Annotated in this window: 21 protein-coding genes and 1 tRNA gene; 9 read left to right on the plus strand and 13 right to left on the minus strand. The window is 77.3% G+C overall.

All coding sequences use genetic code 11. The features are described from left to right. Positions 1–159: 159 nt before the first annotated feature. Positions 160–720 carry a P-loop NTPase family protein gene (locus HNR08_RS00945; protein ID WP_146835668.1) on the minus strand — a complete coding sequence of 187 codons (561 nt, stop codon included), beginning with the start codon at positions 718–720 and terminating at the stop codon, positions 160–162. A 9-nt stretch (positions 721–729) separates the two neighbouring features. Then, a complete protein-coding gene (malQ, locus tag HNR08_RS00950; RefSeq protein WP_146835671.1) occupies positions 730–2,889 on the minus strand; it encodes a 4-alpha-glucanotransferase in 2,160 nt (719 codons plus the stop codon). Between the two features lie 86 nt (positions 2,890–2,975). Here malQ and HNR08_RS00955 point away from each other — a divergent pair, with 86 nt between their 5' ends. After that, entirely contained in the window at positions 2,976–5,192 is a 2,217-nt protein-coding gene (locus HNR08_RS00955) for a prolyl oligopeptidase family serine peptidase (protein WP_146835674.1), read from the plus strand. Between the two features lie 220 nt (positions 5,193–5,412). After that, positions 5,413–6,438 carry a mechanosensitive ion channel family protein gene (locus HNR08_RS00960; protein WP_246802996.1) on the plus strand — a complete coding sequence of 342 codons (1,026 nt, stop codon included), beginning with the start codon at positions 5,413–5,415 and terminating at the stop codon, positions 6,436–6,438. 299 nt (positions 6,439–6,737) lie between these two features. On the opposite strand, the gene HNR08_RS00965 is transcribed toward HNR08_RS00960, so the two are convergent. Beyond that, complete coding sequence (locus HNR08_RS00965; protein WP_146835677.1) at positions 6,738–6,968, minus strand: PTS sugar transporter subunit IIB; 231 nt, start codon at positions 6,966–6,968, stop codon at positions 6,738–6,740. 123 nt (positions 6,969–7,091) lie between these two features. Here HNR08_RS00965 and HNR08_RS00970 point away from each other — a divergent pair, with 123 nt between their 5' ends. The 3 genes from HNR08_RS00970 to HNR08_RS00980 are packed head-to-tail and all read left to right on the plus strand — an operon-like array spanning position 7,092 to position 9,514. Further along, positions 7,092–7,571: a globin gene (locus HNR08_RS00970; protein ID WP_146835680.1), complete on the plus strand. Its 480-nt coding sequence runs from the start codon at positions 7,092–7,094 to the stop codon at positions 7,569–7,571. A gap of 13 nt (positions 7,572–7,584) precedes the next feature. Then, the gene (locus HNR08_RS00975; RefSeq protein WP_146835683.1) at positions 7,585–8,472 is read left to right on the plus strand and encodes an acyl-CoA thioesterase; all 888 of its coding nucleotides are present in this window, start codon (positions 7,585–7,587) and stop codon (positions 8,470–8,472) included. A gap of 46 nt (positions 8,473–8,518) precedes the next feature. Beyond that, positions 8,519–9,514 carry a DNA topoisomerase IB gene (locus HNR08_RS00980; RefSeq protein WP_146835687.1) on the plus strand — a complete coding sequence of 332 codons (996 nt, stop codon included), beginning with the start codon at positions 8,519–8,521 and terminating at the stop codon, positions 9,512–9,514. A 58-nt stretch (positions 9,515–9,572) separates the two neighbouring features. Here HNR08_RS00980 and HNR08_RS00985 read toward each other — a convergent pair whose 3' ends face one another. Next, a complete protein-coding gene (locus HNR08_RS00985) occupies positions 9,573–10,256 on the minus strand; it encodes an O-methyltransferase (RefSeq protein ID WP_146835690.1) in 684 nt (227 codons plus the stop codon). Between the two features lie 97 nt (positions 10,257–10,353). On the opposite strand from HNR08_RS00985, the gene HNR08_RS00990 reads away from it, so the two are divergent. Further along, entirely contained in the window at positions 10,354–11,976 is a 1,623-nt protein-coding gene (locus tag HNR08_RS00990; protein WP_246802997.1) for an SDR family oxidoreductase, read from the plus strand. Between the two features lie 57 nt (positions 11,977–12,033). Here HNR08_RS00990 and HNR08_RS00995 read toward each other — a convergent pair whose 3' ends face one another. The 7 genes from HNR08_RS00995 to HNR08_RS01025 all read right to left on the minus strand — a co-directional run bounded on the left by HNR08_RS00995 (position 12,034) and on the right by HNR08_RS01025 (position 22,198). After that, positions 12,034–12,537 carry an acyl-CoA thioesterase gene (locus HNR08_RS00995; RefSeq protein WP_146835693.1) on the minus strand — a complete coding sequence of 168 codons (504 nt, stop codon included), beginning with the start codon at positions 12,535–12,537 and terminating at the stop codon, positions 12,034–12,036. Positions 12,538–12,633: 96 nt separating this feature from the next. After that, the gene (locus tag HNR08_RS01000; protein WP_146835695.1) at positions 12,634–14,214 is read right to left on the minus strand and encodes a GTPase; all 1,581 of its coding nucleotides are present in this window, start codon (positions 14,212–14,214) and stop codon (positions 12,634–12,636) included. Beyond that, entirely contained in the window at positions 14,211–16,112 is a 1,902-nt protein-coding gene (locus HNR08_RS01005; RefSeq protein WP_183834717.1) for a GTPase domain-containing protein, read from the minus strand. Before HNR08_RS01005 ends, HNR08_RS01000 begins: the two co-directional genes overlap by 4 nt. Before the next feature lie 286 nt (positions 16,113–16,398). Further along, positions 16,399–18,081 carry an energy-dependent translational throttle protein EttA gene (ettA, locus tag HNR08_RS01010; RefSeq protein ID WP_146840081.1) on the minus strand — a complete coding sequence of 561 codons (1,683 nt, stop codon included), beginning with the start codon at positions 18,079–18,081 and terminating at the stop codon, positions 16,399–16,401. Positions 18,082–18,298: 217 nt separating this feature from the next. Further along, positions 18,299–18,835: a single-stranded DNA-binding protein gene (locus HNR08_RS01015; RefSeq protein WP_146840083.1), complete on the minus strand. Its 537-nt coding sequence runs from the start codon at positions 18,833–18,835 to the stop codon at positions 18,299–18,301. A 169-nt stretch (positions 18,836–19,004) separates the two neighbouring features. Further along, positions 19,005–20,516, minus strand: coding sequence for a GTPase (locus HNR08_RS01020; RefSeq protein ID WP_146840085.1), 1,512 nt, complete (start codon positions 20,514–20,516; stop codon positions 19,005–19,007). After that, entirely contained in the window at positions 20,513–22,198 is a 1,686-nt protein-coding gene (locus HNR08_RS01025; protein ID WP_183834719.1) for a GTPase domain-containing protein, read from the minus strand. Before HNR08_RS01025 ends, HNR08_RS01020 begins: the two co-directional genes overlap by 4 nt. Before the next feature lie 144 nt (positions 22,199–22,342). On the opposite strand from HNR08_RS01025, the gene HNR08_RS01030 reads away from it, so the two are divergent. Together HNR08_RS01030 and HNR08_RS01035 are read left to right on the plus strand one after the other, a co-directional pair. After that, a tRNA-Arg gene (locus tag HNR08_RS01030) sits at positions 22,343–22,415 on the plus strand. A gap of 57 nt (positions 22,416–22,472) precedes the next feature. Next, positions 22,473–22,796, plus strand: a complete 324-nt coding sequence (locus tag HNR08_RS01035) for a hypothetical protein (RefSeq protein ID WP_146840087.1) — start codon at positions 22,473–22,475, stop codon at positions 22,794–22,796. Positions 22,797–22,805: 9 nt separating this feature from the next. Here the strand turns inward: HNR08_RS01035 and HNR08_RS01040 are convergent, their stop codons facing one another. Then, the gene (locus HNR08_RS01040; protein WP_146840089.1) at positions 22,806–24,407 is read right to left on the minus strand and encodes an ABC-F family ATP-binding cassette domain-containing protein; all 1,602 of its coding nucleotides are present in this window, start codon (positions 24,405–24,407) and stop codon (positions 22,806–22,808) included. A 781-nt stretch (positions 24,408–25,188) separates the two neighbouring features. Here HNR08_RS01040 and HNR08_RS01045 point away from each other — a divergent pair. Further along, positions 25,189–25,395 carry a cold-shock protein gene (locus HNR08_RS01045; RefSeq protein WP_146840106.1) on the plus strand — a complete coding sequence of 69 codons (207 nt, stop codon included), beginning with the start codon at positions 25,189–25,191 and terminating at the stop codon, positions 25,393–25,395. 52 nt (positions 25,396–25,447) lie between these two features. On the opposite strand, the gene HNR08_RS01050 is transcribed toward HNR08_RS01045, so the two are convergent. Then, positions 25,448–26,521, minus strand: a complete 1,074-nt coding sequence (locus HNR08_RS01050; RefSeq protein ID WP_146840091.1) for a fatty acid desaturase family protein — start codon at positions 26,519–26,521, stop codon at positions 25,448–25,450. Positions 26,522–26,594 lie beyond the last annotated feature (73 nt).

Raw genomic sequence — 26,594 nt, forward strand, 5'->3', positions numbered from 1 at the left:
CGGCCGAGATCGGTCGTCGCAGCGACCGATCTCGGCGCGGCCGGCCGATCTCGGCGGGCGGGCGCCGGGCGCGCGGCGGGTGCGTGAGCCGGCCGGGCGAGCGGGGCGAGCGCCCGGGGCGGGCGCCCGGGGCGGGCGCGCGGGGCGGTGCGCCGGGGGTCAGGCCGGCGGGAGCGACGCGAGCCAGCGGCGGGCCGCCCGCGGGCTCGGGAGCCGCACCACCGGCACCTCCCCCGACGCCGCGAGGCGCTGGTACCGCTCCCGGTACGCCGCGTGCTCCGTCCACGCCCACAGCACGATGTTCTGCTCGGGGTCGGTGCGCAGCAGCGACGTCAGCGACTCCCGGTTGCCGTGGTAGACCGGCCGCCGCAGCACCGCACGCGCGACCGTCCTGCGCAGCACCCGGGCCATCACCACGGGCCGCGGGTAGTCGAGCCACAGCACGGCGTCCGCGTCGTCGGCCAGCCCCTGCCGGGCGTCGTTCCAGTTGCCGTCGACCACCCACCCGTCGGGCGCGCCGTCGAGGAAGTCCCGCAGGATCCCGCGGGCGACGTCGGGGTCCTTCGTGACCCAGCCCGGGCCCCAGAACACCTCGTCCAGCTCCCGGTGCGGCACGCCGAGCCGGCACGCGAGCGCGCGGGCGAACGTCGTCTTCCCGGCGCCGGAGTTGCCGACGACGCGGACACGGCGCGGCGGCGCGACGGCAGGACGTGCGGGCACGGGCCGGTCTCAGCCCTCGGCGAGGACGGCGGCGAGCGAGCGCAGCCGGGCGGTGCGGAACAGGTCGTCGAGCAGCACCATCCGGCCCGCGCCGTCGGCGAGCGGCACCCGCCAGTTCGGGTACTCCCGGTCGGTGCCGGGCTGGTTCTGCGCCCGTCGCTCCCCCACGGCGTCCGCGAGCGACACCCCGACGAGCACGCTCGGCGTCCGCAGCACGTACCGGTGCAGCGCCTCGACGACCTCGCGCTCGGACGGGTCGTCCCCCACCAGCCCGCGTTCGCGCAGCGCGGCCAGCATCGCCTCCCGCTCGGCGCGCGCGGCGCGCCGCACCTGCTCGACCGGCTCGGTCAGCAGGCCCAGGCGCTCGCGCAGGGCGACGTGCTCCTCGGCGAGGTACCCGGCGGTCGGCGGCAGGTCGTGCGTCGTGACGGAGGACAGGGCGAGGCGGCGGTAGTCCTCGGGCGGCAGCGGCCGGCCCTCGCCGTCCTTCTCGAACCAGAGGATGGACGTGCCGAGCACACCCCGCTCGGACAGGTAGTCGCGGACCCAGGGTTCGACGTTGCCGAGATCCTCGCCGATGACGACGGCGCCGGCGCGGTGCGCCTCGAGCGCGAGGATGCCGATCATGGCGTCGTGGTCGTACCGGACGTACGTGGCGTCGGCCGGGCTGTTGCCCTGCGGGATCCACCACAGCCGGAACAGCCCGATGATGTGGTCGATCCGCACCGCGCCCGCGTGCCGGAGCACCGTGCGGAGCATGTCCCGGTAGGGCCGGTACGCGACGCGGGCCAGCTCCTCGGGGTGCCACGGCGGCTGCGACCAGTCCTGGCCCTGCTGGTTGTACATGTCCGGCGGGGCGCCCACGGACGCGCCGCGGGCGAGCACGCCACCGAGCGCCCAGACGTCCGCGCCGGACGGGTGCACGCCGACCGCGAGGTCGTGCATCACCCCGAGCGACATGCCGGCGCCGTGGGCCGTCCGCTGCACGGTCGCGAGCTGCTCGTCGGCGAGCCACTGCAGCCAGCAGAAGAACTCCACCCGGTCCGCGAGCTCCGTGCGGGCCCGCAGCGCGCCGGGGGCGGCCGGGTCGCGCAGGTCCGCCGGCCAGGGTCCGGGGCCGTGCTGCTCGACGAGCGCGCACCACAGGGCGAAGTCCTCGAGCCCCCGGCCCTCGCGGCGCCGGAAGTCCTCGAACGCCGACTGCCGGGCCGCGGACCGCGGCACCGCGAACACCACGTCGAGCGCGGCCTTCTTCGCGGCCCAGACGACGTCCCGGTCGATCGGGCCCTCGTCGGCGTCCAGGGCGAGCGCCTGCTCGGCGGACCACTCCACGAGCGCGCGGTCGGCGGACGACAGGTACGCGGTCTCGTCCACGTCCTCCACGCGGAGGTACAGCGGGTTCACGAACCGCCGGGTGGTCGGCAGGTAGGGCGACGGGGTGACGGGGGGCACCGGCTCCGCGGCGTGCAGCGGGTTGACCAGCAGGAACTGCGCGCCGGCCTCGTGCCCGGACAGCCAGGCCAGGTCCGCGAGGTCGCGCAGGTCGCCGGCGCCCCAGGACCGGCTGGACCGCACCGAGTAGAGCTGGACCATGAGCCCCCAGGCGCGCTTCTCGTCCAGCGCCGCGGGGAGCTCCAGCCGGTCGGGGGTCACCGCGAGCGGGGCCGCCGCGTCGCCGGACGGGCCCGTCGCGCGCAGCAGGTGCCAGCCGAGCGGCAGCCCGGGCGGGACGACGAACGTCGCGCGGCCGACCTCCCGGCCGTCGACGGTGCGGGGCTCGACGTAGACGTCCGCCTGCTCCAGGTCGACCCGCGCCGGCTCCGCCCCGGCGGCGCGCCGGCCGTGCCCCTCGGCGGCGTCGAGCTCGATCCACGCCTGCACCGGGTCGCCGTGCGTGACGTGCACCGGGACGTGCGCCTCCTGCGACTGCCGGAGCACCGTGACCGGCGGCAGCACGCGGCGCCACGGGGCGTCCTCGGCGTGCCGCAGCGCGACCTCGACCCGCTCGGGCGACGTGGCGTCGACGCCCAGCGCCCCGAGCACGGCGACCAGCGTCGTGGCGGGCACCCGGCGCATCCCGCCGTTGAACTCCTGGAACTCGGGGGCGACGCCGTGCGCCTGCGCGAGGCGCACCAAGGACTCCGACGGAGGCGGTGTGTCTTCGGCCACAGGCCGATCCTGCCAGAGCGGACCGCCCCGTGCCGGGTCGCCGCGCAGGCCGGGGCGTCGCCGGGCCGCGCCGTAGGGTGGCGCGCATGACCACGGACGCCACCGCCACCTCCGCCGCGCCCGGCGCCGCCGCCGGCTACCCCGCCGCCCGCCGGCTCGACCTGGTCGAGGACCTGCACGGCCGCGCCGTCGCCGACCCGTACCGCTGGCTCGAGGACGCGGCGTCGGAGGAGACCGAGGCGTGGTCGACGGCGCAGGACGACCTGTACGCCGCGTACCGCGCCCGGGTCACGGCCGGCGACCTGGCGGACGGCCCGCTGGCGACCGGCCCGCTGACCGCCCGGCTGGGCGCCCTGCTCGGCGCCGGGTTCGTCGGCCCGCCCGCGTGGCGCGGCGAGCGGCGGTTCTTCACCCGGCGCACCGGCGACCAGGAGCACGCCGTCGTCGTCGTGGCCGAGCCCGACCCGGACGCCCCCGGCGGCGAGCGCGAGCGGGTGCTGGTCGACCCGGTGGCGATCGACCCCGCGGGCACGACGACGCTGGACGCCTGGCAGCCCAGCAAGGAGGGCGAGCTGCTCGCCTACCAGGTGTCGCACGGCGGCACCGAGGAGAGCGTGCTGCACGTGCTCGACGTCGCGACCGGCGAGCCGGTGGACGGGCCCGTCGACCGCGCGCGGTACTCCCCCGTCGCCTGGGAGCCGGGCGGCCGGGCCTTCTTCTACGTCCGCCGGCTGGCGCCCGGCCTGCTGCCCGAGGACGAGCGGCAGTACCACCGCCGGGTGTGGCGGCACGTCGTGGGCACCGACGCCGCCGAGGACCTCGAGGTCTTCGGCGCCGGGCTCGACATGACGAACTACTACGGCGTCTCGGTGTCCCGGGACGGCCGCTGGCTGCTGGTCGACGCCTCCGCCGGCACCGCGCCGCGCACCGACGTGTGGATCGCCGACCTCGCCGCGACCGAGCCCGGCACGGTCCCGGCGTTCCGCGAGGTCGCCGTCGGGTACGACGCCGAGATCGGCGCGTGGGTCGGCCGCGACGGCCGGCTGTACCTGCACACCACGCTCGACGCGGACCGCGGCCGCCTGGCCGTCGCCGACCCCGAGGAGCCGGGCGTCCCGCACTGGCGCACGCTGCTGCCCGAGGACCCCGAGGCCGTGCTGGAGGACGTCGCCGTCGTGGACGGCGGCGGCGACGCCACGACCCCCCTGCGGCTGCTGGCGGCCTGGCGCCGGCACGCGGTCAGCGAGGTCACCGCGCACGACCCCGCGACCGGCGAGCGGCTGCCGGGCGAGGCCGGCACGGTCGCGCTGCCGGGGCTGGGCTCGGTCGGCGGCCTCGTCACCCGGCCCGACGGCGGCCCCGACGTGTGGTTCACCTACACCGACCACACCACGGTCACGCAGGTGCACCGGTACGACGCCGGCACCGGCGCGACGACGCTCTGGGCCGCACCGCCCGGGGCGGTCGCCGACCTGCCGGACGTGCGGGTGCAGCGCCTCGTCGCGACCAGCGACGACGGCACCGAGGTGCGGGCGTTCGTCGTGGCGCGGGCCGACGCGCTCGACGCCGACGGCCGCCCGATCGCCCCCGCGCCGACGATCCTCTACGGCTACGGCGGCTTCCAGATCTCCCTGGACCCGGCGTACTCCGCGACCACCCTCGCGTGGGTCGAGGCCGGCGGCGTCTACGTCGTCGCGAACCTGCGCGGCGGCGGCGAGGAGGGCGAGGCGTGGCACCGCGCCGGGCGCCGCGCGCACAAGCAGCACGTGTTCGACGACTTCCACGCCGTGGCCCGGCTGCTCGTGGACACCGGCTGGACCACGCCGGACCGGCTGGCGTGCTGGGGCGGGTCCAACGGCGGCCTGCTCGTCGGCGCCGCGCTGACCCAGCAGCCCGGGCTGTTCGCCGCCGTCGTCTGCTCCGCGCCGCTGCTCGACATGGTCCGGTACCAGCGGTTCGGCCTCGGGGTGACCTGGACCGACGAGTACGGCGACGCCGGCACCCCGCGCGAGCTCGACTGGCTGCTGTCGTACTCCCCGTACCACCGCGTGGTCGAGGGCACCCGGTACCCGTCGACGCTGTTCACGATCTTCGACGGCGACACCCGCGTCGACCCGCTGCACGCCCGCAAGCTCGCGGCGGCGCTCCAGGCGGCCACGTCGGCGCCCGTCGCCGACGCGCCGGTGCTGGTGCGGCGGGAGAAGGGCGTCGGGCACGGCGGGCGGGCGCTGTCGCGCACGGTCGCGCTGACGGTCGAGCAGCTCCAGTTCGTGGCGGACCGCACGGGGCTCGCGGGGCGCTGAGCGCGGAGGGTCCGGGCGCCGAGGTCGACGGTCTCGCGCGGCACGCCACGGCGACACGCCGGAGCGGGGCGCGGAGCCCTCGACCTCGGCGCACGACCGCCCCGCCGCGCCCGCCCCGCCCCGAGGGTGTGTGCGGGCCGTGTGCGGGGTGGGTGCGGGTCCCGGGGCGCGGGGGCCCGGGCGGCGGCGCGCGGACCGGTCCGGCGGCTAGCGTGGCCCGGTGATCTGGTCGTCCCTCCCCTCCGTGCTGCCCTTCGCCGACGAGCCCGCCCCCACCGAGCAGCTGACCGACGGCGCGAACGCGGTCGTCGACTGGCTGCTCGGCCCCGGCCTGCGCATCGCGCTCATCATCGTGATCGGCGGCGTCAGCCTGCTGCTGGTCCGGCGCCTCATCAAGGCCGTCACCGAGCACATCGCCGACGGCACCTCCCTGCTGCAGCGCGGCATCGTCCGCCCGCTCGGCGGTGCCGAGGTGGCCGCCGCCCTGCGCAAGGTCACCCCCGTGGCGAACGCCCGCCGCACCCAGCGCGCGCGCACGATCGGCTCGGTCCTGCGGTCCACCGCGGGCATCGTCATCGGGTCGATCGTGGTGCTGCTGATCCTCGACCAGCTCGGCGTGAACATCGCCCCGTTCATCGCGTCGGCCGGGATCGTCGGCGTCGCGTTCGGCTTCGGCGCCCAGAGCCTGGTGAAGGACTTCCTGTCCGGCCTCTTCATGCTGCTGGAGGACCAGTACGGCGTCGGCGACGTGGTGGACGCGGGGCCCGCGCAGGGCACCGTCGAGGCCGTCGGGCTGCGGGTGACGAAGATCCGCGACTCCGAGGGCACGCTCTGGTACGTCCCGAACGGCTCGATGCTCCGCGTCGGCAACAAGACCCAGGGCTGGGCGAACGCCGTCGTCGAGGTGAAGGTCGACTACTTCGCCGACCTCGACGAGGTGCGCGAGATCCTGGTCGCCGCCGCCGCGCGGCTCGCGGAGGACCCCGAGCTCGGCGAGGCCGTCGAGGGCTCCGCGAGCGTCACGACCGCGGAGGACCTGACGTTCGACGCCGTCACGGTGCGCGTCACCCAGCGGACCGCGCCGTCCCGGCAGTGGGCCGTGGCCCGGGCGCTGCGCGCGTCCGTCCGCGAGGCGCTGGAGGCCGCGGGCGTGCCGCTCGCCGGCCAGCGGGAGCTCCTGGACGCGCACCGCGAGCGTCTCGCGGGCGGCGCCGACGTCGAGCCGGCCCCCGAGGAGGACCGCTGACCCCGACCCGCCGGGCGCGGTGGACCCGCTGGACCCGCCCAGCGCGCCCAGCCCGCCCAGCGCGCCCAGCCCGCCCAGCCCGCTGAGTGGAGGGTTCTGCCCGACACGCCCGGCGTGTCGCGGCAGAACCCTCCACTCGGTGGGAGCCGAGGCGCGGTGATCCCCGCGCGGGCGGACCAGTGCGGGGTGGACCAGGGCAGGGCAGAGCAGGCCAGGCCGGCGCGGCCAGGCCGGCGCGGCGCGGCCCGGGCACGACGGAGCCCCGGGACCGTCGTCGGTCCCGGGGCTCCGTGGCCGCGTCAGCGCAGGGTGTCGAGCTCCGCAGCGAGGTTGTCCGCCTCGGGGCCCACGATGACCTGCACGATGCGGCCGGACCGCACGACGCCGAACGCGCCGGTCGCCTTCAGCGCCGCGTCGTCGACCTGCTGCGGGTCGGTCACCTCGACCCGCAGCCGCGTGATGCACGGCTCCAGGTCGACGACGTTGCCGCCGCCGCCCAGCGCCACCAGGATCTGCTCTGCCTTGCTCATCGAACCCCCGTCGTGTGCCGGATCTGCCGCCATCCCCCCGCGGGCCGCCGGGGGGCGGCCGCCTGCCGTCCACCCTAGTCCGCGCGGCGCGGGTCCGGCCGCCCGCGGTGCGACACTGGCGGCATGACCGCCCAGCCGCCACCCTCGCAGCACCCCGCGCCCGGGTCCGGACCGACGGCGCTGCCCCTGACCGCCGTCACGACCCCGGCCGAGCCGCGGGAGCGCGACGCGTTCTACGAGCAGGTCGGCGGCCACGACACGTTCGTCCGCCTGGTCGACCGGTTCTACGAGGGCGTCGCGGCCGACCCGGTGCTCGCCCCGATGTACCCGCCAGGAGACCTCGGCCCGGCCCGCCGGCGGCTGACGATGTTCCTCGAGCAGTACTGGGGCGGCCCGACCACCTACTCGGCCGAGCGGGGGCACCCCCGGCTGCGGATGCGGCACGCCCCGTTCCCCGTCGACACCGACGCCCGGGACCGGTGGCTCGCCCACATGCGGGACGCGGTCGACTCGCTCGGGCTGCCCCCGATGCACCACGCAGTGCTCTGGGACTACCTGGAGCGGGCGGCCCACTCACTCGTCAACACCGCCTCGCACCCGTGAGATCCTGACCGGCGTGACCGACGCAGCAGCCCCGGGCGCGACCGCCCCGACCACGGACCCGATCGCCGCCCTCCTGGACCTGCTGGACGTCGCGCCGGCCGGGACGGACGAGTTCACCGCCTCGAACCTCCCGAAGCCGGACGGCCGGGTGTTCGGCGGCCAGGTGATCGCCCAGGCGCTGGTCGCCGCCGGGCGCACGGTGCCCGAGGGCCGGCTGCCGCACTCGCTGCACGGGTACTTCCTGCGCGCCGGCGACACGACGCGGCCGATCGACCTGTCGGTGGAGCGGCTGCGCGACGGCCGGTCCTTCTCGGCCCGCCGCACGCACGCGGCGCAGGGCGACGGCCCGATCCTGTCGATGATCGCGTCCTTCCAGGAGCACCAGCCGGGCGTCGAGCTCGGCCAGCCGATGCCGGACGTGCCCGCGCCGGAGGACGTCGAGTCGGCGATGGACCGGATGGGCCACCTCGACCACCCGCTCGCCCGGTTCTGGACGCACGAGAGCGCGTTCGACGTCCGGCACGTCGGCGGCTCGCTGTACCTCGGCCCGGCGCCCGCGCCCGACGGCCGGCAGCGGGTGTGGATGCGCACCAAGGGCGCCCTGCCCGACGACGCGCTGCTGCACCGCGCGGTGCTGGCGTTCGCGTGCGACCAGATCATGCTCGAGCCGGTGCTGCGCCGCGCCGGCCTGTCCTGGCTGACCCCGGGGCTGTCGGTGGCGAGCCTGGACCACGCGATGTGGTGGCACCGGGACGTGCGGGTGGACGACTGGCTGCTGTTCGACCAGGACAGCCCCACCGCGCAGGGCGGCCGCGGCCTGGGCAGCACCCGGGTGTTCCGCCGCGACGGCGTGCTGGTCGCGACGATCGCGCAGGAGGGCATGGTCCGGGTCCCGGACTGACGCCCCTCCGCTGGCGGAACCCGCGGACCGGGGGCACCGTGTCTGCGTGGTGAGGCTGCGACGGGTCCGGATCGACTCCCCGGGGTGGACCCGGCGCCGTGCGGGGCGGGGGTTCGCCTACCTGGACGCGGACCTGGTCCGGATCAGCGACCCCGAGCACCTGGACCGGATCGTCGCGCTGGCCATCCCGCCGGCGTGGCAGGACGTGTGGATCAGCCCGTGGCCGAACGGGCACATCCAGGCGGCCGGCCTGGACGACGCCCGGCGGCGGCAGTACCTCTACCACGAGCAGTGGCGGCGGCGCCGCGACCGGCTGAAGCACGACCACGTGCTCGACGTCGCCCGCCGGCTGCCGTCCGCGCGCCGCTCGGTGCGCCGCGACCTGGCCCTGCCCGGGTTCCCCCGCGCGAAGGCGCTGGCGCTGTCGTTCCGGCTGCTCGACCTCGCGTACTTCCGGGCGGGCGGCGAGGGCTACGCGCAGCGGAACGGCTCGTACGGCCTGGCGACGCTGCGCCGGGAGCACGTGCAGGTGCTCACCGACGACGACGGCGCCGAGAACGCCGTGCGGTTCCGCTACCCCGCGAAGTCGGGTCAGGTGCGGGACGTCGTCGTCGAGGACGAGCAGGTCGCGGCACTGGTCGGCACGCTGATGCGGCGGCGCGGCGGCGGTCCGGAGCTGCTGGCGTGGCAGGACGACGACGGGTGGCACGACATCACGAGCGCCGAGGTGGGCGCCGACGTGAAGCTGCGGCTCGGCCCGGACGCGAGCCCGAAGGACTTCCGGACGTGGCACGCCACCGTGCTCGCCGCGCGCGGGCTGGCGGCCTCCGGGCCGGCGCCGGCGTCGGAGCGCGGGCGGCGGCGGGTCGTCGCGCAGGTCGTCAAGGACGTCTCGACCGAGCTGGGGAACACCCCCGCGGTGTGCCGCGCGTCCTACATCGACCCGCGGGTGGTCGAGCTCTGGGCGCAGGGCAGCACGATCCGGCCGACGCGGTCGCAGGCGGTCGCGGAGAAGGAGACGCTGGCACTGCTGGCGGGCTGACGGGCCCCGCGGGCCGGGCGGCCGGGCGTCCGGCGGCCCCGGGGCACGGGCGCCCGCGTCAGTGCGTCACGACCGCCAGCGCGAACCCGTCCCAGCCCTTCGACCCGACCGTCTGCAGCGCGGTCGCGTCCAGGCGCGGGTGCTCCGCGAGCGCCGCGAGCACCCGGCGCGAGCCCAGCACGCGCGGGTCGTCGGAGCCCGCGTCGGCCACGGCCCCGGCCCGGACCACGTTGTCGACCACGATCACCGTCCCCGGGTGGGACAGCGCGACGGCCTGCTCCAGGTACCGGGCGTTGCTCGGCTTGTCGGCGTCGATGAACACCAGGTCGAACGGCTCCGTGCCGGCGTCGGCCAGCGCCTGCGCGGACCGCTCGGCCGGCCCCTCGAGGACCTCGACCCGGTGCGCCACCCCGGCGCGCGCCAGGTTGTCCCGCGCGACCGCGGCGTGCGCCGGGTCGAGCTCGAGCGTGGTGACGTGCCCCTCCGGTCCGACGGCGCGCGCGAACCACAGCGCGCTGTACCCGGCGAGCGTGCCGAACTCCAGCACCCGGCGGGCCCGGGTCATCGTGCAGAGCAGCGCGAGCAGCTTGCCCTGGGTCGGCGCGACCTCGATCGCCGGGAGCCCGGCGGCCCTGCCGTGGTCGCGCGCCGCCGCGAGGCTCGGGTCCTCGTCGACCAGCGTCGCCACCAGGTACTCGTCGACCGCCGCCCAGTCCGGTCCGGTGCCCGTCGCGTCCGTCATGCGGCCGATCATCGCACCGGCGGGCGCAGGGGGCGCGAGGGCGCCGGGGCGCCGCGGCCGGGATGCGGCACCGCGGCGCCCGGCGGACACTGCGACCGTGCCCGACACCTCCCCCGTCGCCGACGACCTGCTGCCCGAGCCGGTGGCCCGCACCCTGCCCGGGCTGGTCCCCGGGCTCGGCCCCGACGGGCGGCCCCGTCCCGACGCCCCGCTCGTCGCGGTCACCGGCGTCACGGGCTACGTCGGCGGGCGGCTGGTCCCCGAGCTGCTCGCGGCGGGCTACCGGGTGCGGGCGATCGCCCGCCGCCCGGAGCGGCTGCGCGGCCGGCCCTGGTACGACGCGGTCGAGGTCGCGCAGGCCGACGCCGGCGACTCCGGGCAGATCCGCGACGCCCTGGACGGGGTGGCCGTCGCGTACTACCTCATCCACTCCCTCGGCAGCGGTCGGCGGTTCGAGCAGCGCGACCGGGCGACCGCGCTGACGTTCGGGCGTGCGGCGCGGGAGGCCGGCGTCGGGCGGATCGTCTACCTCGGAGGGCTCGCCCCGGACGTCGAGGAGCTGTCCCCGCACCTGGCGTCGCGGCGGGAGGTCGGGGACATCCTGCTCGCGTCCGGCGTCCCGACGACGGTGCTGCGCGCCGCGGTGATCCTCGGGTCCGGGTCCGCGTCGTTCGAGATGATGCGGTACCTCACCGAGCGGCTGCCCGCGATGACCGTGCCCCGCTGGGTCGACGACCGCATCCAGCCGATCGCCGTGCGGGACGTGCTGCGCTACCTGGTCGGCTCGGCCGCGATGCCGCCGGACGTCAGCCGGGCCTTCGACATCGGCGGCCCCGAGGTGCTCACGTACCGCGACATGATGCAGCGGTACGCCGCCGTCGCCGGGCTGCCGCGGCGGGTGATCGTCGGCGTCGGTGTGCTCACCCCGCGGCTGTCCAGCCTGTGGGTCGGGCTCGTGACGCCGGTCCCGTCGGGGCTCGCGCGGCCGCTCGTCGAGTCGCTGGTGCACGAGGTGGTGTGCGGCGAGCACGACGTCGCCGAGCACGTGCCCGACCCGCCCGGCGGGCTGATCGGCTTCGACCGGGCCGTGCGCCTCGCGCTCGCGCGGGTCCGGGAGGCCGACGTGACGACCCGGTGGTCGTCGGCGAGCCTGCCCGGCGTGCCCAGCGACCCGCTGCCCTCCGACCCCGACTGGGCCGGCGGCTCCCTCTACGTGGACGAGCGCCGGACCACCGTCGACGCCTCCCCCGCGGCGCTGTGGCGGGTCCTCGAGGCGGTCGGGGGTGAGCGCGGCTGGTACTCCTGGTCGCTCGCGTGGCGGGTGCGCGGGCTCGCGGACCGGCTGGTCGGTGGCCCGGGCCTGCGCCGCGGGCGGCGGGACCCGGGCCGGTTGGTCGTGGACGACGCCGTCGACTTCTGGCGCGTCGAGGAGGTCGACCCGGGGCGGCTGCTGCGGCTCCGGGCCGAGATGCGGGTGCCCGGGCTGGCGTGGCTGGAGCTGCGTGTCGAGCCCGACGACGACGGCGCCGACCCCGGCTCCGACCGGTGGACGAGCGCGCCGACCACGTTCGCGCAGCGTGCGGTGTTCCACCCGCACGGGCTGCTCGGGCAGCTCTACTGGTGGTCGGTGTACCCGTTCCACGGCGTGGTGTTCGGCGGGATGCAGCGGAACATCGCCCGCGCGGCCGAGACCGCGGAGCGCGCCCGCAGGGACCGCTGACCGGCGCCCGCCCGCCGCGCGCTGTCGCCCGTGCTTTGGATCCCCTGCGCCCGGGGGTCAGCGTCCGCGGCGGCGGAAGACCGGCGGGGACTCCACGTACGGCAGCCACGCGGCGCGCTCGACGTCCCCGATGCGGCGCGGCGACCCGCTCGCCGGGTCGACCAGGACCAGCGTGGTCACCGCCCGGGCGTACGGGCCGGCGGCGTCGGTCGCCGCGGGGTCGCCGTCGTGCACCTCGTAGCAGACGTCGATGCTCGCGCCGCCGAGGTGCCCGATCCACATGTCGACCACCACCGGCGTCCGCCGGTACCCGAGGGGCCGCAGGTACTCGACCTCCTGCCGGGCGACCAGCGTCGCGGTGGCCGCACCCGGGCCGGCGTCCAGCACGGCGGTGGGCCACGCGGGACGGTCGGGCGCGGTGGGCCCCGGCGCCGGCGCAGGGTGCGCCCAGAACGCCTCGATCCGCGCCTCCTCGAGCAGCCGGAGCAGCTCGACGTTGTTCACGTGCCCGTACGCGTCCATGTCGGACCACCGCAGCTGGACCGGCACCTGCAGCCTCATCCGTCCTCCGTCCGTCGCCGAGCCCCGACCGGGCTCCCCGAGCATCCTGCACCCGCGGCGACGGGACGCGGGCGTCGGCGGCCCGTCGCGTCCGTCTCACCGCCGCCGGTCGCCCGCGGCGCGGCGCGCCTGCTCGCGGCAGGTCGCGAGGTCGGCGAGCACCGCCTCCGCGGGTCCGGTGACCCGCTCACGGGCGACCGCCGCGACCGCCGCGTGCAGCCGGGCCCGGGCCCGCCGCGCGCGCCGCCGCGCCACGAGCCGCGCGACCAGCCCGGCGAGCAGCGCGAGCACGAGCCCGGCGAGCAGCCCGCCGCCGAGCAGCGCCGTCGGCACGGGGAACGGCCCCCACTCGGGCGTCCGCGGCTCCGGGAGCCGCAGGTAGGCGAGGACCGCGAGCACGCCGAGCCACAGCGCCCCTGCGACCGCCGCCCCGAGCAGCACGTACTGCACGAGCCCCAGCCCGCGGGCCCAGCCCGGGGCGCGCTCCGCGAGCAGCGGCGTCCCGGCGACCGCCCGGTCCAGGTCGTCGCCGAGGTCCGGCGCACCCACCGCCGAACGGACCGCGAGCGCCCACGCGTCCGGCGCGCCCGCGGTCGTCGCGTCCACCGACCGCCGGACCGCCGTCGCCGCGGCCGCCCGGGTGGCCGGCCCGGGGACGGGCAGGGACGTGCGCTCGACCGCCGCGCGCGCCTCGCCGTCCAGGTGCAGGCGGCGCAGCGGATCGGGGCGCAGACGCTGGAGCCAGCGGACCGGGGGCCAGCCGGCGGAGGCGGTCGCTCGGCGGACGGACGCCCGGCGCACGGCGTCCACGACGAGCGGGACCCCGGCGGCGTCCGCGAGGGCCGCGGTGAGCGCACCGTCGTCGGCGGGCCGCCCGCGTCGGCGCGGCGCACCCTCCCCGCACGCCTCCAGCACCCGGCGCGCCGCGACCTCGACGTCCGCGGTCAGCCGGCGGTTCGCCGCCTCCCGGCGGGCCGCCGCGGCGTCGAGCAGCGCGCGCAGGTCCGGCAGCCCGTCGCCCGTGCGCGCCGACACGGCCAGCGCCCGCACCGGCCCGAGCCCGTCCTCGGCGGCCAGCCGGCGCAGGTCGCCGAGCACCGCATCCGTCTCCGCCCGGTCCAGCCGGTCGGCCTGGTTGAGTACGAGGACCAGCACGTCGGCGTGCCGGGCCAGCGGCCGCAGGTACCGCTCGTGCAGCGCGGCGTCGGCGTACTTCTGCGGGTCGACCACCCAGACCAGCAGGTCCACGCGGGCGATGAGGTGCTCCGCGCGGACCCGGTGCTCCCGCACGACCGAGTCGTGGTCGGGCAGGTCGAGCAGCACCAGGCCGCCGCGACCCGGCTCGTCGGGCAGCGCGTGCCGCTGCCGGACCCCGAGCCAGTCCAGCAGCGGCTCCGCCCCGGCGCCCCGCACCACGGCCAGCGCCTCACCGGTGGTCGGCCGCTGCACGCCCGCGCGCGCGACCTCCCGGCCGACCAGGGCGTTGAGCAGCGACGACTTCCCGGATCCGGTCGCGCCGGCCAGGGCGACGACGGTGTGCTCCGCCGAGAGCGCCACCCGCTCGCCGGCCCGCGCGACGACGGCGCGCCCGTCCGCCACGACGTCGGCCGGCAGGCGGCCCTCCCCCGCGTCGAGCGCCGCGGCGAGGGCGGCGACGCGGTCCGCGAGCGCGGTCATCCGGCGTCCGCCCCGCCGAGCAGCCGGCGCCAGAACCCCGGGCGCCGCGGTGCCGGGGGCGCGTCCTCCGGCGGCGGGGCGGCGTCGGCGCCCCGCAGGCGGTGCGGTGCGGCCGCGGGGCGGTCGTCCTGCGACCCGGTCCCGCGCGCCGCCCGCTCCGTCCCCGAGGCGGCGCGCGCGGCGTCCGTCACGGCCCGCAGCGCGTCGCCCGCCGTCAGGCCGAGCGCGTCGAGCTGCGCCGTGTACCGGTCGGCCTCGCCCGCGAGCACCGCGCGGACGCGCTCGTCCAGCCGTTCGCGCGCCGTCGCCGTCAGCCGGCGCACCGCGTCGTCGCCGAACACCGCCTCCAGCAGCTTCTGCGCCACGACGGCAGTGCCGCCGGCGATGCCCACCTCGATGCCGGTCAGCCCGCCCGTCGAGGCGAACGCCAGGACCATGAGGCTCACCCCGAGCGCGTTCACGCCGAACGACAGCGCCCGCGCCGTCCCGCGCCGCTCCGCGCCCTGCTCGCGCACCAGCTCGAGCACGTCCGCCTGCCAGGCCCGCACCTGCCCGTCGACCTCGGCCCGCAGCGCGGCGGACGCCCGGGACAGGTCGAGGTCCGGCAGCAGCCCCGCGCCCGCGGGGTCCCCGCGCCACGCCGCGTGCGTGCGCTCCGCCGCCCCGTCCGCGGCGTCGAGCACCACGGCCGCGAGCCCGTGCGCGATCGCCTGCTCGACCGGCGGCACCGGCGCGGGACGGCCGCGCAGGAACCCGGTGACGGCGTCCCGCACCCGCCCGACGCGCCGCTCGACCGCGCGCACCAGGTCGCCCGTCCCGACGAACTCCTGCCACCTCGCCAGCACCTCGCCGCGCAGCAGGGCGCCGTCCGAGGTCGCGGCGGCCACCTGCGCCCGCGCGTCCCCGTAGGCCCGGTCGACGGCGGCCCGCAGCCGGGCGCCCGCCGCGACCTGCTCGTCCGCCGCGTCCGCGAGGCGCGCCGCCCGCCGGACCAGGTCGTCCACCGCGCCGTCCCTGGTCAGCACCGCGACCGACCGGCGCGCCGCCGCGTCCCCACCCAGGTCCGACAGCCACGCCGCCACCGGCCCGACCGCCGCCTCGGGCAGCATCCCGCCGTCGTCCAGCCCCTCCGGCACGGCGAACAGCGGCGCGTCCACGAGCCCGTCCGAGTCGAGCATCCGGCGCAGGTCCGCGACCGCCGCCTCGGACCCCGGGTCCACCCGGTCGACGACCAGCGCCACCTGGGCGTGCCGCTCGGCCGCGCCGTGCAGCAGGTCCCAGGGCACCGCGTCCGCGTACCGGGCGGCCGTCGTGACGAACAGCCACAGGTCCGCAGCGGCGAGCAGCTGCGCGGCGAGCCGGCGGTTCGCGACCTCCACCGAGTCGACGTCGGGGGCGTCGAGCAGCGCCAGCCCGCGGGGCAGTGCCTCGCTGGGGACCAGCCGCAGGGCGGCGGCGCCGTCGTCCCCGGACTCGGCCACCCCCGGGGCCGCACCGGTGACCCGGGCCATCCCCGGGAGCACCCGGTCCCCCGTGAACCACCGGGCGTCGAGCGGGTGGTGCACGAGCACGGGCGAGCGGGTCGTCGGCCGCAGCACGCCCGGGACGCTGACCCGCTCGCCGAGCAGGGAGTTCAGCAGGGTCGACTTCCCCGCCCCGGTCGAGCCGCCGACCACGACGAGCAGCGGGGCCCCCTCGGCGCGCAGGCGCGGGAGGAGGTAGTCGTCGAGCTGCGCGACGGCGGCGGCCCGGTCCGCGCGGGCGTCGGCGGCACCGGGGACGTCCAGCGGGAGCGGGAGGTCACCGAGGCGCAGGTGCAGGCGCTCGAGCGCGTCGACCAGGGCGGCGGTCGCGACCGTCGGCGGCGCGGGGTCCGCGGGGGGCGTCGGGTCGGCCATGGGGCCAGTCTGCCGGTCCGCCCGCCGGGACGCCCGGCCGTCGGGCGAGCGAGCCGCTGCGCTGACGCGCAGGCCCGCGCGCGCCGTCAGGCCCGCACGCCGAGTGGCCCGCACGTCGAGAGGAGGCTTCTGCTGCGACACGCCGGGCGTGTCGGGCAGAACCCTCCACTCGGCGACGGCCCCGCGCCCAGGGGACCCCCGTCGCCCATGGGTCCACCGCCCGCCCCCGGACGCACGACGGCGGCGGGCACCCTCCTCGGGCGCCCGCCGCCGGCGGTGGTGCGCGTCAGTCGCGCGTGAGCTTGCGGTACGTCACCCGGTGCGGCCGGGCCGCGTCGGCGCCGAGCCGGCTGACCTTGTTCTCCTCGTACGAGGCGAAGTTGCCCTCGAACCAGTACCAGCTGGCCGGGTCCTCCTCGGTGCCCTCGTAGGCGAGGATGTGCGTCGCCACCCGGTCGAGGAACCACCGGTCGTGGGACACCACGACGGCGCAGCCCGGGAACTCGAGCAGGGCGTTCTCCAGCGAGCCGAGGGTCTCGACGTCGAGGTCGTTGGTCGGCTCGTCGAGGAGCAGCAGGTTGCCGCCCTGCTTGAGGGTGAGCGCGAGGTTCAGGCGGTTGCGCTCGCCGCCGGACAGCACGCCCGCGGGCTTCTGCTGGTCCGGGCCCTTGAAGCCGAACGACGCGACGTACGCGCGGGACGGCATCTCGACGTTCCCGACCTTGATGAAGTCGAGCCCGTCGGACACGACCTCCCACAGGGTCTTCTTCGGGTCGATGCCGCCGCGCGACTGGTCGACGTACGACACCGACACGGTCTCGCCGACCTTGAGCGACCCGCCGTCGAGTGGCTCCAGGCCGACGATCGTCTTGAACAGCGTGGTCTTGCCGACGCCGTTCGGGCCGATGACGCCGACGATGCCGTTGCGCGGCAGCGTGAAGCTCAGGCCGTCGATGAGCGTGCGCCCGTCGAAGCCCTTCTGCAGGTCCGTGGCTTCGAGCACGACGTTGCCCAGGCGCGGGCCCGGCGGGATCTGGATCTCCTCGAAGTCCAGCTTCCGGGTGCGGTCCGCCTCGGCCGCCATCTCCTCGTAGCGGGCCAGGCGGGCCTTCGACTTCGCCTGGCGGCCCTTCGCCGACTGGCGGACCCACTCCAGCTCGTCCTTCAGGCGCTTCGCGAGCTTCGCGTCCTTCTTGCCCTGGACCTCCAGGCGCGCCTGCTTCTTCTCCAGGTACGTCGAGTAGTTGCCCTCGTACGGGTACAGCCGGCCGCGGTCGACCTCGCAGATCCACTCCGCGACGTGGTCGAGGAAGTACCGGTCGTGGGTGACGGCCAGCACGGCGCCCGGGTACGACGCGAGGTGCTGCTCGAGCCACAGCACGCTCTCGGCGTCGAGGTGGTTGGTGGGCTCGTCGAGCAGCAGGAGGTCGGGCTTCTCGAGCAGGAGCTTGCACAGCGCGACGCGGCGGCGCTCACCGCCGGACAGCACGGACACGTCGGCGTCCGGCGGCGGGCAGCGCAGGGCGTCCATCGCCTGCTCGAGCTGGGCGTCGAGGTCCCACGCGTCGGCGGCGTCGATGGCCTCCTGGAGCTGGCCCATCTCGGCGAGCAGCGCGTCGAAGTCGGCGTCGGGCTCCGCCATGAGGGCGGAGATCTCGTTGAACCGGTCGATCTTGCCCTTGATCTCCGCGACGCCCTCCTGGACGTTGCCGAGGACCGTCTTCTCCTCGTTCAGCGGCGGCTCCTGCTGCAGGATGCCGACCGTGTAGCCGGGGCTGAGGCGCGCCTCGCCGTTCGAGGGCTGGTCCAGCCCGGCCATGATCTTGAGGATGGTCGACTTGCCCGCGCCGTTCGGCCCGACGACGCCGATCTTGGCGCCGGGCAGGAAGTTCAGCGAGACGTCGTCGAGGATGACCTTGTCGCCGTGCGCCTTGCGCGCCTTGTACATGCTGTAGATGAACTCAGCCACTGGCTCTTCGTCCGCCTCGGTGCTCGTCGGGTGCTCAGGTGGTGCGCGTCGCGTCGCGTCCGCGCGGGGGCGGGCGGTCGGGCGGGGTGCCGGGCGACGTCGCGGTCCCCCAGCCTAGGCGATCCGCGCGCTGGGGACACGGCCCCCGCGACCACCCCGCCCGCCGGCGCGCGGGCACGTCCTCGCGCGCCCCGCCCGCACCCCGCCCGCGGGCGGCTCAGGTCCCGGTCGCCGGCTCGTCGTCCAGCACCGTCGCCCCGCTGAGGTCGACCGGCGCCGCGAGCCGCAGCCCCTCGCCGGCGCCCGCCTCCGCGTCCGCCGCCCGCCCGTCCGCCGCGCCGCCCGCCGCGCCCGCCGCGTGGCTCCCCGCCTGGCCCCCGTCGTGCACCGTCCGCATGAAGTCGGTCCGCCCGCGCCCCAGGTCGTGCCCGACGGCCTCGGCGACGAGCTCGGCGGTCGTGCGGGTGTGCCCCTCGGGCGAGGTCCAGTCGTCGAGCCGGAGCCGCCCGTGCACGACGACGGGGTCGCCCCGCCGCACCGACGCGGCGACGTTGCTCGCCAGGCTCCGGAACGCCTTGACCGTGAACCAGTTCGTCGGGGCGTCGACGTACGCGTCCTGCTCCCGGTCGTACACGCGCGGCGTGCTGGCGAGCCGGAACTTCGTGAACGGGACCCGCCCCTCGTCGTTGACGTGCAGGGTGGGCTCGCTGCCCACCCAGCCGACCACCGTCAGGCTGAGCTCGTTGACCGCCATGCGTCCTCCTCGTCCGTGCCGGCGCCCGGACGGGCCGGCCGTGACGGGAACGCTGCCGCGTCGACCGGGGTCTGTGGGCCCGCGCACCGCCCGACCTGGGGACCACGCACGCCGTCGCCGCCTGTGGAGGAGTCGGTGACCCGTGATCACGCGGATCCTGGCCGCGGCCTCAGCCCTCGCGCGCCCCCGCGAGCAGCTCACGGACCCGCCGGTGCTCCGCGAGGACGGCGCGCGTCGGCGCGGCCAGGCAGCGCTCGGCCACCCCCTCGAGCGCCACGCGCCCGTCGCGCCGGACCCCCTCGGCCCGCCGCAGCGCCGCCGAGCGCCGGGCGCGCACCGCCAGCACCCCGCACAGCACCGCCAGCGCGGCGAGCACCACCGCGAGCGGCCACGCCGGGCGCAGCGCGTCGGCCACCCCGCCGCTGCCGAGCGCGAGCCCGGTGCCGATGGCCAGCGCGATCACCGCGGACACCGCGAGCACGAACGTCAGGGCGGACAGCGTCGCCGCGAGCCCCGACCGCCGCGCCACGACCGCGACCCGGGACAGCGCCTCGTCGGCGTCCGCCCGGATCTCGTCGGTCCCCGCCAGCCCCGCGCGCACGGACTCCGCCCACCGGCGCGGCAGCCGCGCGGTCACGCTGTCGGCCCACTGCCCGCGCGCGAGCGCGACGGCGCCCGGCTGCACGGCGACGAACGACGGCACCGGGTCCTCGCTCCCGCGCACGACAGCGGCCACGGCGTCGGCGATCGCCGGGAGCCCGGCCGCCTGCGCGAGCGTGATCGCGACCGGGGTGACGTCCAGGGTCTCGTCGGCGGGCTCGGCGTCGGCGACCTCCGCCGACACCAGCCGCGCCGCGTCGGCGATCTCGGCGGACCCCCGGCGGGCGGCCAGGCTCTGCCGGGCGACCACGCGCGCCAGGGTGTCCCGCATCTCCGCGACGCCCTCGCCGGTCCGGGCGGAGGCGGTGCGGACCTCGACGCCCGCGAGCCCGTCCTCCACCAGCAGCCGCCCGAGGTCCGCGACCAGCGGCTCCCGCTGCTCCGCAGGCACGGTGTCCACCTGGTTGAGCACGACGATCATTGCGCCCTCGTGCCCGACGAGCCGGCGCAGGTACCCGGAGTGCAGGGCGTCGTCGGCGTACTTCTGCGGGTCGACGACCCAGACCAGCAGGTCGGCCATCGGCAGCAGCCGGTCCACCGCCGCGCGGTGCGCGGGCTCGATCGAGTCGTGGTCCGGCAGGTCGAGCAGCACGAGCCCGCGCAGCGGCGCCTCGGTCTCGCCGTCGAGGGCGCTCTCCCGCTCGATCCGCCGGTCCGGCTCGACCTCGAGCCAGTCGAGCAGCGCCTCGCCGCCGCTCCCCCAGACGCAGGCGGCGGCGTGCGCGGTCGTCGGCCGCTTGACCCCGACCTCGGCGAAGTCCAGGCCGCAGATCTCGTTGAACAGGCTCGACTTGCCCGACCCCGTCCCCCCGAGCAGCGCCACGACGGTGTGGTCGACCCCGAGCGCGAGCCGGGCCCGGACCTGGTCGCCGATCGCCCGGACGCGGGTGGCGGTCGCGGCGTCGATGCGGTCGCCGCCGACGGCGAGGGCCTCGTCCAGCCGGGCGAGCCGGCGGGTGAGCGCGGCGGTGTCGCTGCGCGGGTCGGCCTCGGACGCGGGGACCACGGGCTCGTCGGTCATGTCAGCCCCTTGATGACGGCGAGGCGCAGGCGCAGCAGCGAGGCCGCGTCCGGGCGCAGCTCGGGACGGTCCAGCACGGCGGCGGCCGCGTCGCGCTCGCGCCCGGCCTGGTCGGCGGCGTGCTCGGCCAGCCGGTCGCGCAGCGCGGCGACGGCCGCCTTGCCCTGCGCGCCGAGCAGGTCCACCAGCATCCGGCCGGCGGCGTCGAGTCCCGCGGCGGCGGCCAGCGCGAGCGCGGCGAGCCCCTCGTCACCGAGCGCCCGCCGGGCGGCCGCGGCCCGCTTGCCGGCCTTCGCGGCGGCACGACGGGCGGCGCGGTCGGCGCCCGGGGCCGGCTCGACGGCCGATGCGTCATCGAGCACCTCGACGGCCCCGGCGACCCACTCGCGCGCGGCGCGCTCGACCTCGCGCGGCCGGTCCGCGGCGCGGTCCGGCCAGTCGGCGGCCACCGACGTCCCGCCCGCCGGGCCGGTGGCCAGGGCGTCGCGCAGCTCCCGCTCGGCGGCGGCCCCCACGGCGGCGAGCGTGGACGCCGCGGACGACACCAGGTCCTGCACCAGCGGCAGCACGGCGGTCGCGCGCTCACGCCCGGTGCGGCGGGAGCGGTCCACCCGCCCCGACCCCCGCACCACGTCGGCGAGCGGCGCACCCGGCGCGGTGAGCTCGGCCCACCGGGCCTGCGCCGCGCCCTGCGCGACGGCGCCGCGGGCGACCGTCCGGCGAGCCTCCTCGGCGGGTCCGCGCACCGCGTCGTCCAGCGCCTCCCGGATCGTCGTCGCCGCCTCGGCCTGCGTGTCGACCGCCTCGGCGAGCTCGTCCACCCACGGCCGCAGCGCCGCCAGCGAGCCCCGCAGCGTCCGGGCCACGACGGTCCGCGCCCGGTCCGGCCCGGCCAGCATGGTCAGCCAGCGGGTGATCGGCGCGACCCGCGCGGCGTCCAGCAACCCCTCGTGCGGCCCGAGGTCCGGCACCACGAACAGCGGCGACCCCTGCATCCCGTGCCCGCGCAGCCGCTCCAGCAGGTCCCCGCGCACGGTCGGCAGCGACGCCGGGTCGACGCGGTTCAGCACCATCGCCACCGACGCCCCGCGGTCCGTGGCCTCGCCGAGCACCCGCCAGGGCAGCGCGTCGCCGTACCGGGCCGCGGTCGTGACGAACAGCCAGAGGTCGGCGGCCTCGAGCAGCCGGTGCGCCGAGCGGCGGTTGCTCTCCAGCACCGAGTCCACGTCCGGGGCGTCCATCAGCGCGATCCCGCGCGGCACCCGGTCCGAGGCCACGACGTCGACGGCGTCCGTCACGGGGTGCTCGCGCACCAGCTCGGCGTCCTCCGGGTGGTGCACCAGCACCGGCCGGCGGGTGGTCGGCCGCAGCACGCCCGCCTCGCTGACCTCCTCCCCCACCAGGGAGTTCACCAGCGTCGACTTGCCGGCGCCCGTCGACCCCGCGACCACGACGATCGCCGGCGCCGAGAGCTGCCGCAGCCGGGGCACGAGGTGGTCCGCGAGCTGGTCGACCAGCCGCGTCCGGGACGCCCGCGCGGACTCGGCCCCCGGGACGTCGAGCGGGAACGCCGTGGCCCGCACGTCGCGCAGCAGGTCGGTCAGCGCGTCGAGCAGGGACGTGGCGGCGAGCGGCCGGTCGAGGACGTCCCTCGCGGCCGAGCTCCCCGCCTGCGCATTCACGTCCACATCCTCGCCCGTCCACAGGGCCCCGGCCAAACCTCCGCGCCGTGCGACCTGCGAATCCGTGCCGCGGTCACGCGCGGGACGGGGGCGGCCGGACGCGTACCCTGGACCGGACCGGTTCCCCGCGCGGGGGCGGGTCGCGCCTCCATAGCTCAATGGATAGAGCAACGGCCTTCTAATCCGTCGGTTGCAGGTTCGAGTCCTGCTGGGGGCACCCTCCACCCGCCCGACCCCTTGCCGTGACAGGCACCGCAGGAGTTGGCTTGCCCCCGTGGACTGCAGAGGCCTCGGCCCGCTGGCGCAGCGGCTCGACCAGCTCGCGGCCTCCGTGTGCGGCCGGGCGCGGGTCGTCATGCTCGACGCCGCCGCGCCGGAGGGCGGCCAGGTGCGCTGGACGCTGAGCCTGACCGACCTCGCGGGCGCCCCGCTGGCGCACCAGCACCTGCACCTCCCCGACGCGGACGACGCCCCGCTCGCCGCGGGCCGGCACCTCCGGCTCGGCGGCCTGACCGTCGACGGCGAGTGGATCGCGAGCCCCGACGTCGTCCGGCCGCGGTACTACGCCCGGGTGCTGGTGACGTCGGGCCTCAACTGACCCGGGCCCTCACCCGACCTCCCCCACCTGCCGCATCCGCCCGTTGCCGTCCAGCTCCACGACGCTCCCCACCCCGATCCGCCGCAGGAACGCCGCGTCGTGGCTGACCACGAGCAGCGCCCCCCGGTACGCGTCCAGCGCCTCGGCCAGCCGCTCGACGGACGCGATGTCGAGGTTGTTCGTCGGCTCGTCCAGCACGAGCAGCTGCGCGGGAGGCTCGGCGAGCAGCAGCCGCGCGAGCGCGACCCGGAACCGCTCCCCGCCCGACAGGGTGCGCACGGGCCGGTCGGCGGCGTCGCCGCGCAGCAGGAGCCGGGCGAGCTGGTTGCGGATCGTCCCGGGCGGCGTCCCCGGCGCCACGGCGCGCACGTTCTCGAGCGCCCCGGCGTCGTCGTCCAGGCCGTCGAGCCGCTGCGGCAGGTACCCGACGCGGTCGGTGAGCAGCCGCCCGTGCGGCCGCCCCGGGACAGGCGCGGTCCCGTGGACCACCTGCGCCAGCAGCGTGGACTTCCCCGAGCCGTTGGGGCCGACGAGCGCGACCCGCTCGGGCCCCTGGACGACCAGGGTGCGGTCCTCGTCGTGCAGCTCGGCGAGGCGCCGGCCGCGCGGGACGCCGGGGTCGGGCAGGACGAGGTGGATGTGCTCGTCGTCCCGGACGCGCGCGTCGGCGGCGTCGACGGCGGCCCGCGCGGCCTCGACCCGCCCGTCGAGCGTGGACCGCAGCGCGCCCGCCGACGCCTGGGCGCGCGAGGCCCGGTTGCCGGCGAGGATCTTCGGGATGCCGCCGGAGGCCTGCGTCGCCCGCGCGGTGCGTGCCCGCCGGGCGAGCGTGGTCTCGGCCTCGACGCGCTGCCGCTTCTCGACGCGGAGGGCCTGCTGCGCGGAGCGGGCGGCCTGCACGGCGGCCGCCTGCTCCTGGTCCCGGTGCTCCCGCCAGGCGCTGTACGGCCCGCCGTAGGTGTCGAGGGCGCCGTCGTGCAGCTCGGCCGTGGCGTCCATGTGCTCGAGGAGCTCGAGGTCGTGGCTGACGACCACGAGGGTGCCGGGCCACTGGTCGACGAGCTCCGCGAGCCGGGCGCGCGTCGGGCGGTCGAGGTTGTTGGTCGGCTCGTCGAGCAGGGTGATCGGGGTGCGGCGCAGGCGCAGGCCGGTGAGGGCGATGAGCATCGCCTCGCCGCCGGACACCTCGGCGACGCGCCGGTCGAGGTCGGTGCCACCGAGGCCGATCTGGTGCAGCGCCTCGTCGGCGCGGGACTCGACGGCCCAGTCGTCGCCGACGGCGTCGAAGTGCCGCTCGTCGACGTCGCCGGCCTCGATGGCGCGCAGCGCCGCGAGCACCCCGTCGATGCCGAGCAGCTCGGCGACCGTGGCGTCGCGGCGCAGGGTCAGGGTCTGCGGGAGGTAGCCGACGTCGCCGGTGGTCTCGACCCGGCCCGAGCTGGGCGCGAGCAGGCCGGCGACCAGCCGGAGCAGCGTCGACTTGCCGGCGCCGTTGCGGCCGACCAGGCCGGTGCGGCCGGTCGTGAGGGTGCCGTCGAGGTGCGCGAGCGCGACGGCGCCGTCGGGCCAGGCGAAGGTGACGTCGTGCAGGACGATGGCGGGCTTGGACATGCGGGGTCCTCGGGGTGGGTGCTGCGGTCGGGGGACGGCGCGCGCGCACCGGGGGTGCGGCGCGCGAAGGGTCCGCGCAGGGGTACGTCGAGGCCTCGGGGCGCGTCCGGCGGGGGGACGCTCATCGGCCGGCGCGCGTCGCGCCGTCCACCCGGGTGCAGGCCACCGCGGCGCGGCGGCTAGCCTCTGTCGACCTCGATCTCCACGGGGGCGAACCTACCACCGCCGCCCCGACGCCGGCGGGGCCCGCCGCGGCCCCGTGTACGATGGCCGCACTCGATCCGCGGGGACGAGAGACCTCCCCGCTGCGGCGAACGGCTCCTCGGCGTCGATGCCCGGCCGTCCAGACCCGCCCGTACCACCACCTCCGCGCCGCGGAGTGAGAGCAGTCATCATCACGCAGTCCACGGCCGCCCCGCGGCCAGTCCAGCCCTTCCGCACGATCTCCCCGGCCGCCTTCGCGGCCGTCTCCCCCGCCACCTCCCCGGCCGCGCCGCGCCTGTCCTGGCGCCAGGCCGCCGACGACCTCTGGGTCGCCACCCGCGACGGCGAGTACGCCGGCATGGTGGCCCGCGAGGGCGACCGCCACCGCGTGTTCGACCACCTGTCCCGCCCCGTCGGCACCGCCGCCACCCGGCAGGACGCCACCGACCTCCTGCGCCCCGCGGCGCAGGCCCCGGCGTGCACGGCCCGTGCACGCCTCCCCCGCTGTCCGCGCCCGCCGGGGCGCGGCTCGAGGGGTCGCGACCGCGGCCCCTCCGTTCGAATGAGAGAAGACACCATGGCCATCGGGACCGTGAAGTGGTTCAACGCCGAGAAGGGCTTCGGGTTCATCGCCCCGGCCGACGGCGGCCCGGACGTGTTCGCGCACTACAGCGCGATCGAGAGCACGGGCGGCTACCGCACCCTCGACGAGAACCAGCAGGTCGAGTTCGACGTCACCCAGGGCCCCAAGGGCCCGCAGGCGGCGAACATCCGCCCGGCCTGACGTCGCGCGCCCACCGGCCGTCCCGCCTCGTGCGGGGCGGCCGGTCGTGCGTTCAGACCGCCCGGAACTTCCGGACGAGCGGGCAGTCGAACGGGTCGCGGGCCGCGAGGCCGACCTCGTTGAGGTACCGCACGACGATCGCGTAGGACCGCAGCAGCGTCGTCTCCGTGTACGGCACGTCGTGCCGGGCGCAGTGCTCCCGGACCAGCCGGCGGGCGCGCGCGAGGTGCGGGCGCGGCATGCTCGGGAACAGGTGGTGCTCGATCTGGTAGTTGAGCCCGCCCATGAGCGCGCTCATCACGCCGCCGCCGGAGATGTTCCGGGACGTGAGCACCTGCTTGGACAGGAAGTCCAGCCGGCTCGACTCCGGGATGACGGCCATGCCCTTGTGGTTCGGCGCGAACGACGCGCCCATGTAGACGCCGAAGACGGCGAGCTGCACGCCGAGGAACGCGAACCCGAGCCCGGTCGGCAGCAGCCAGAGGACGAGCGCGACGTACACGCTCAGGCGCACCGCGATGATGACGAGCTCGCGGGTGCGCGCCGCCCCGCGCTCCGCCGCGAGCAGGGACCGCACCGACGTGACGTGCAGGTTCAGCCCCTCGAGCGTGAGCAGCGGGAAGAACGCCCAGCCCTGGATCCGCGCCAGCGCCGCCATGACCCGCCCGCGGGACGCGGCGTCCTGCGGGAGGAACACGATCGTGTCCGGCGCGATGTCCGGGTCCTTGCCGACCCGGTTCGGGTTGGCGTGGTGCCGGGAGTGCTTGGACATCCACCACTGGTGGCTGATGCCGACGACGCCGTTGGCGAGCACCCGGCCGAGCCGGTCGTTCGCGGGACCGGACGCGAACACCTGCCGGTGCGACGCCTCGTGCGCGACGAACGCGACCTGCGTCAGGACGACGCCCAGCCCGGCGGCGATCAGCAGCTGGAACCAGGAGTCCCCCAGCAGCACGGCCCCGGCGGCCAGCGCGACCAGGGCGAGCCCGAGGCCGACGAGCAGCCAGACGTAGAACGCCCGGGTGCGGGACAGCAGCCCGGCCTCGCGGACCCGCTGGGAGAGCTCCTGGTAGGAGCCGGTGGCGGCGGCCTGGCCGCGGCGGACGGTGGGTGCGTCGGCGGTCATGCGATCTCCGGACGGCTGGGGGTCGACTTCCCAGCCGGGGGCATGAGCGGACGCTCGACGTGCGGATGCCCAC

The organism is Cellulomonas hominis (assembly GCF_014201095.1).
In the GTDB taxonomy this organism is placed as follows: Bacteria; Actinomycetota; Actinomycetes; order Actinomycetales; family Cellulomonadaceae; genus Cellulomonas; species Cellulomonas hominis.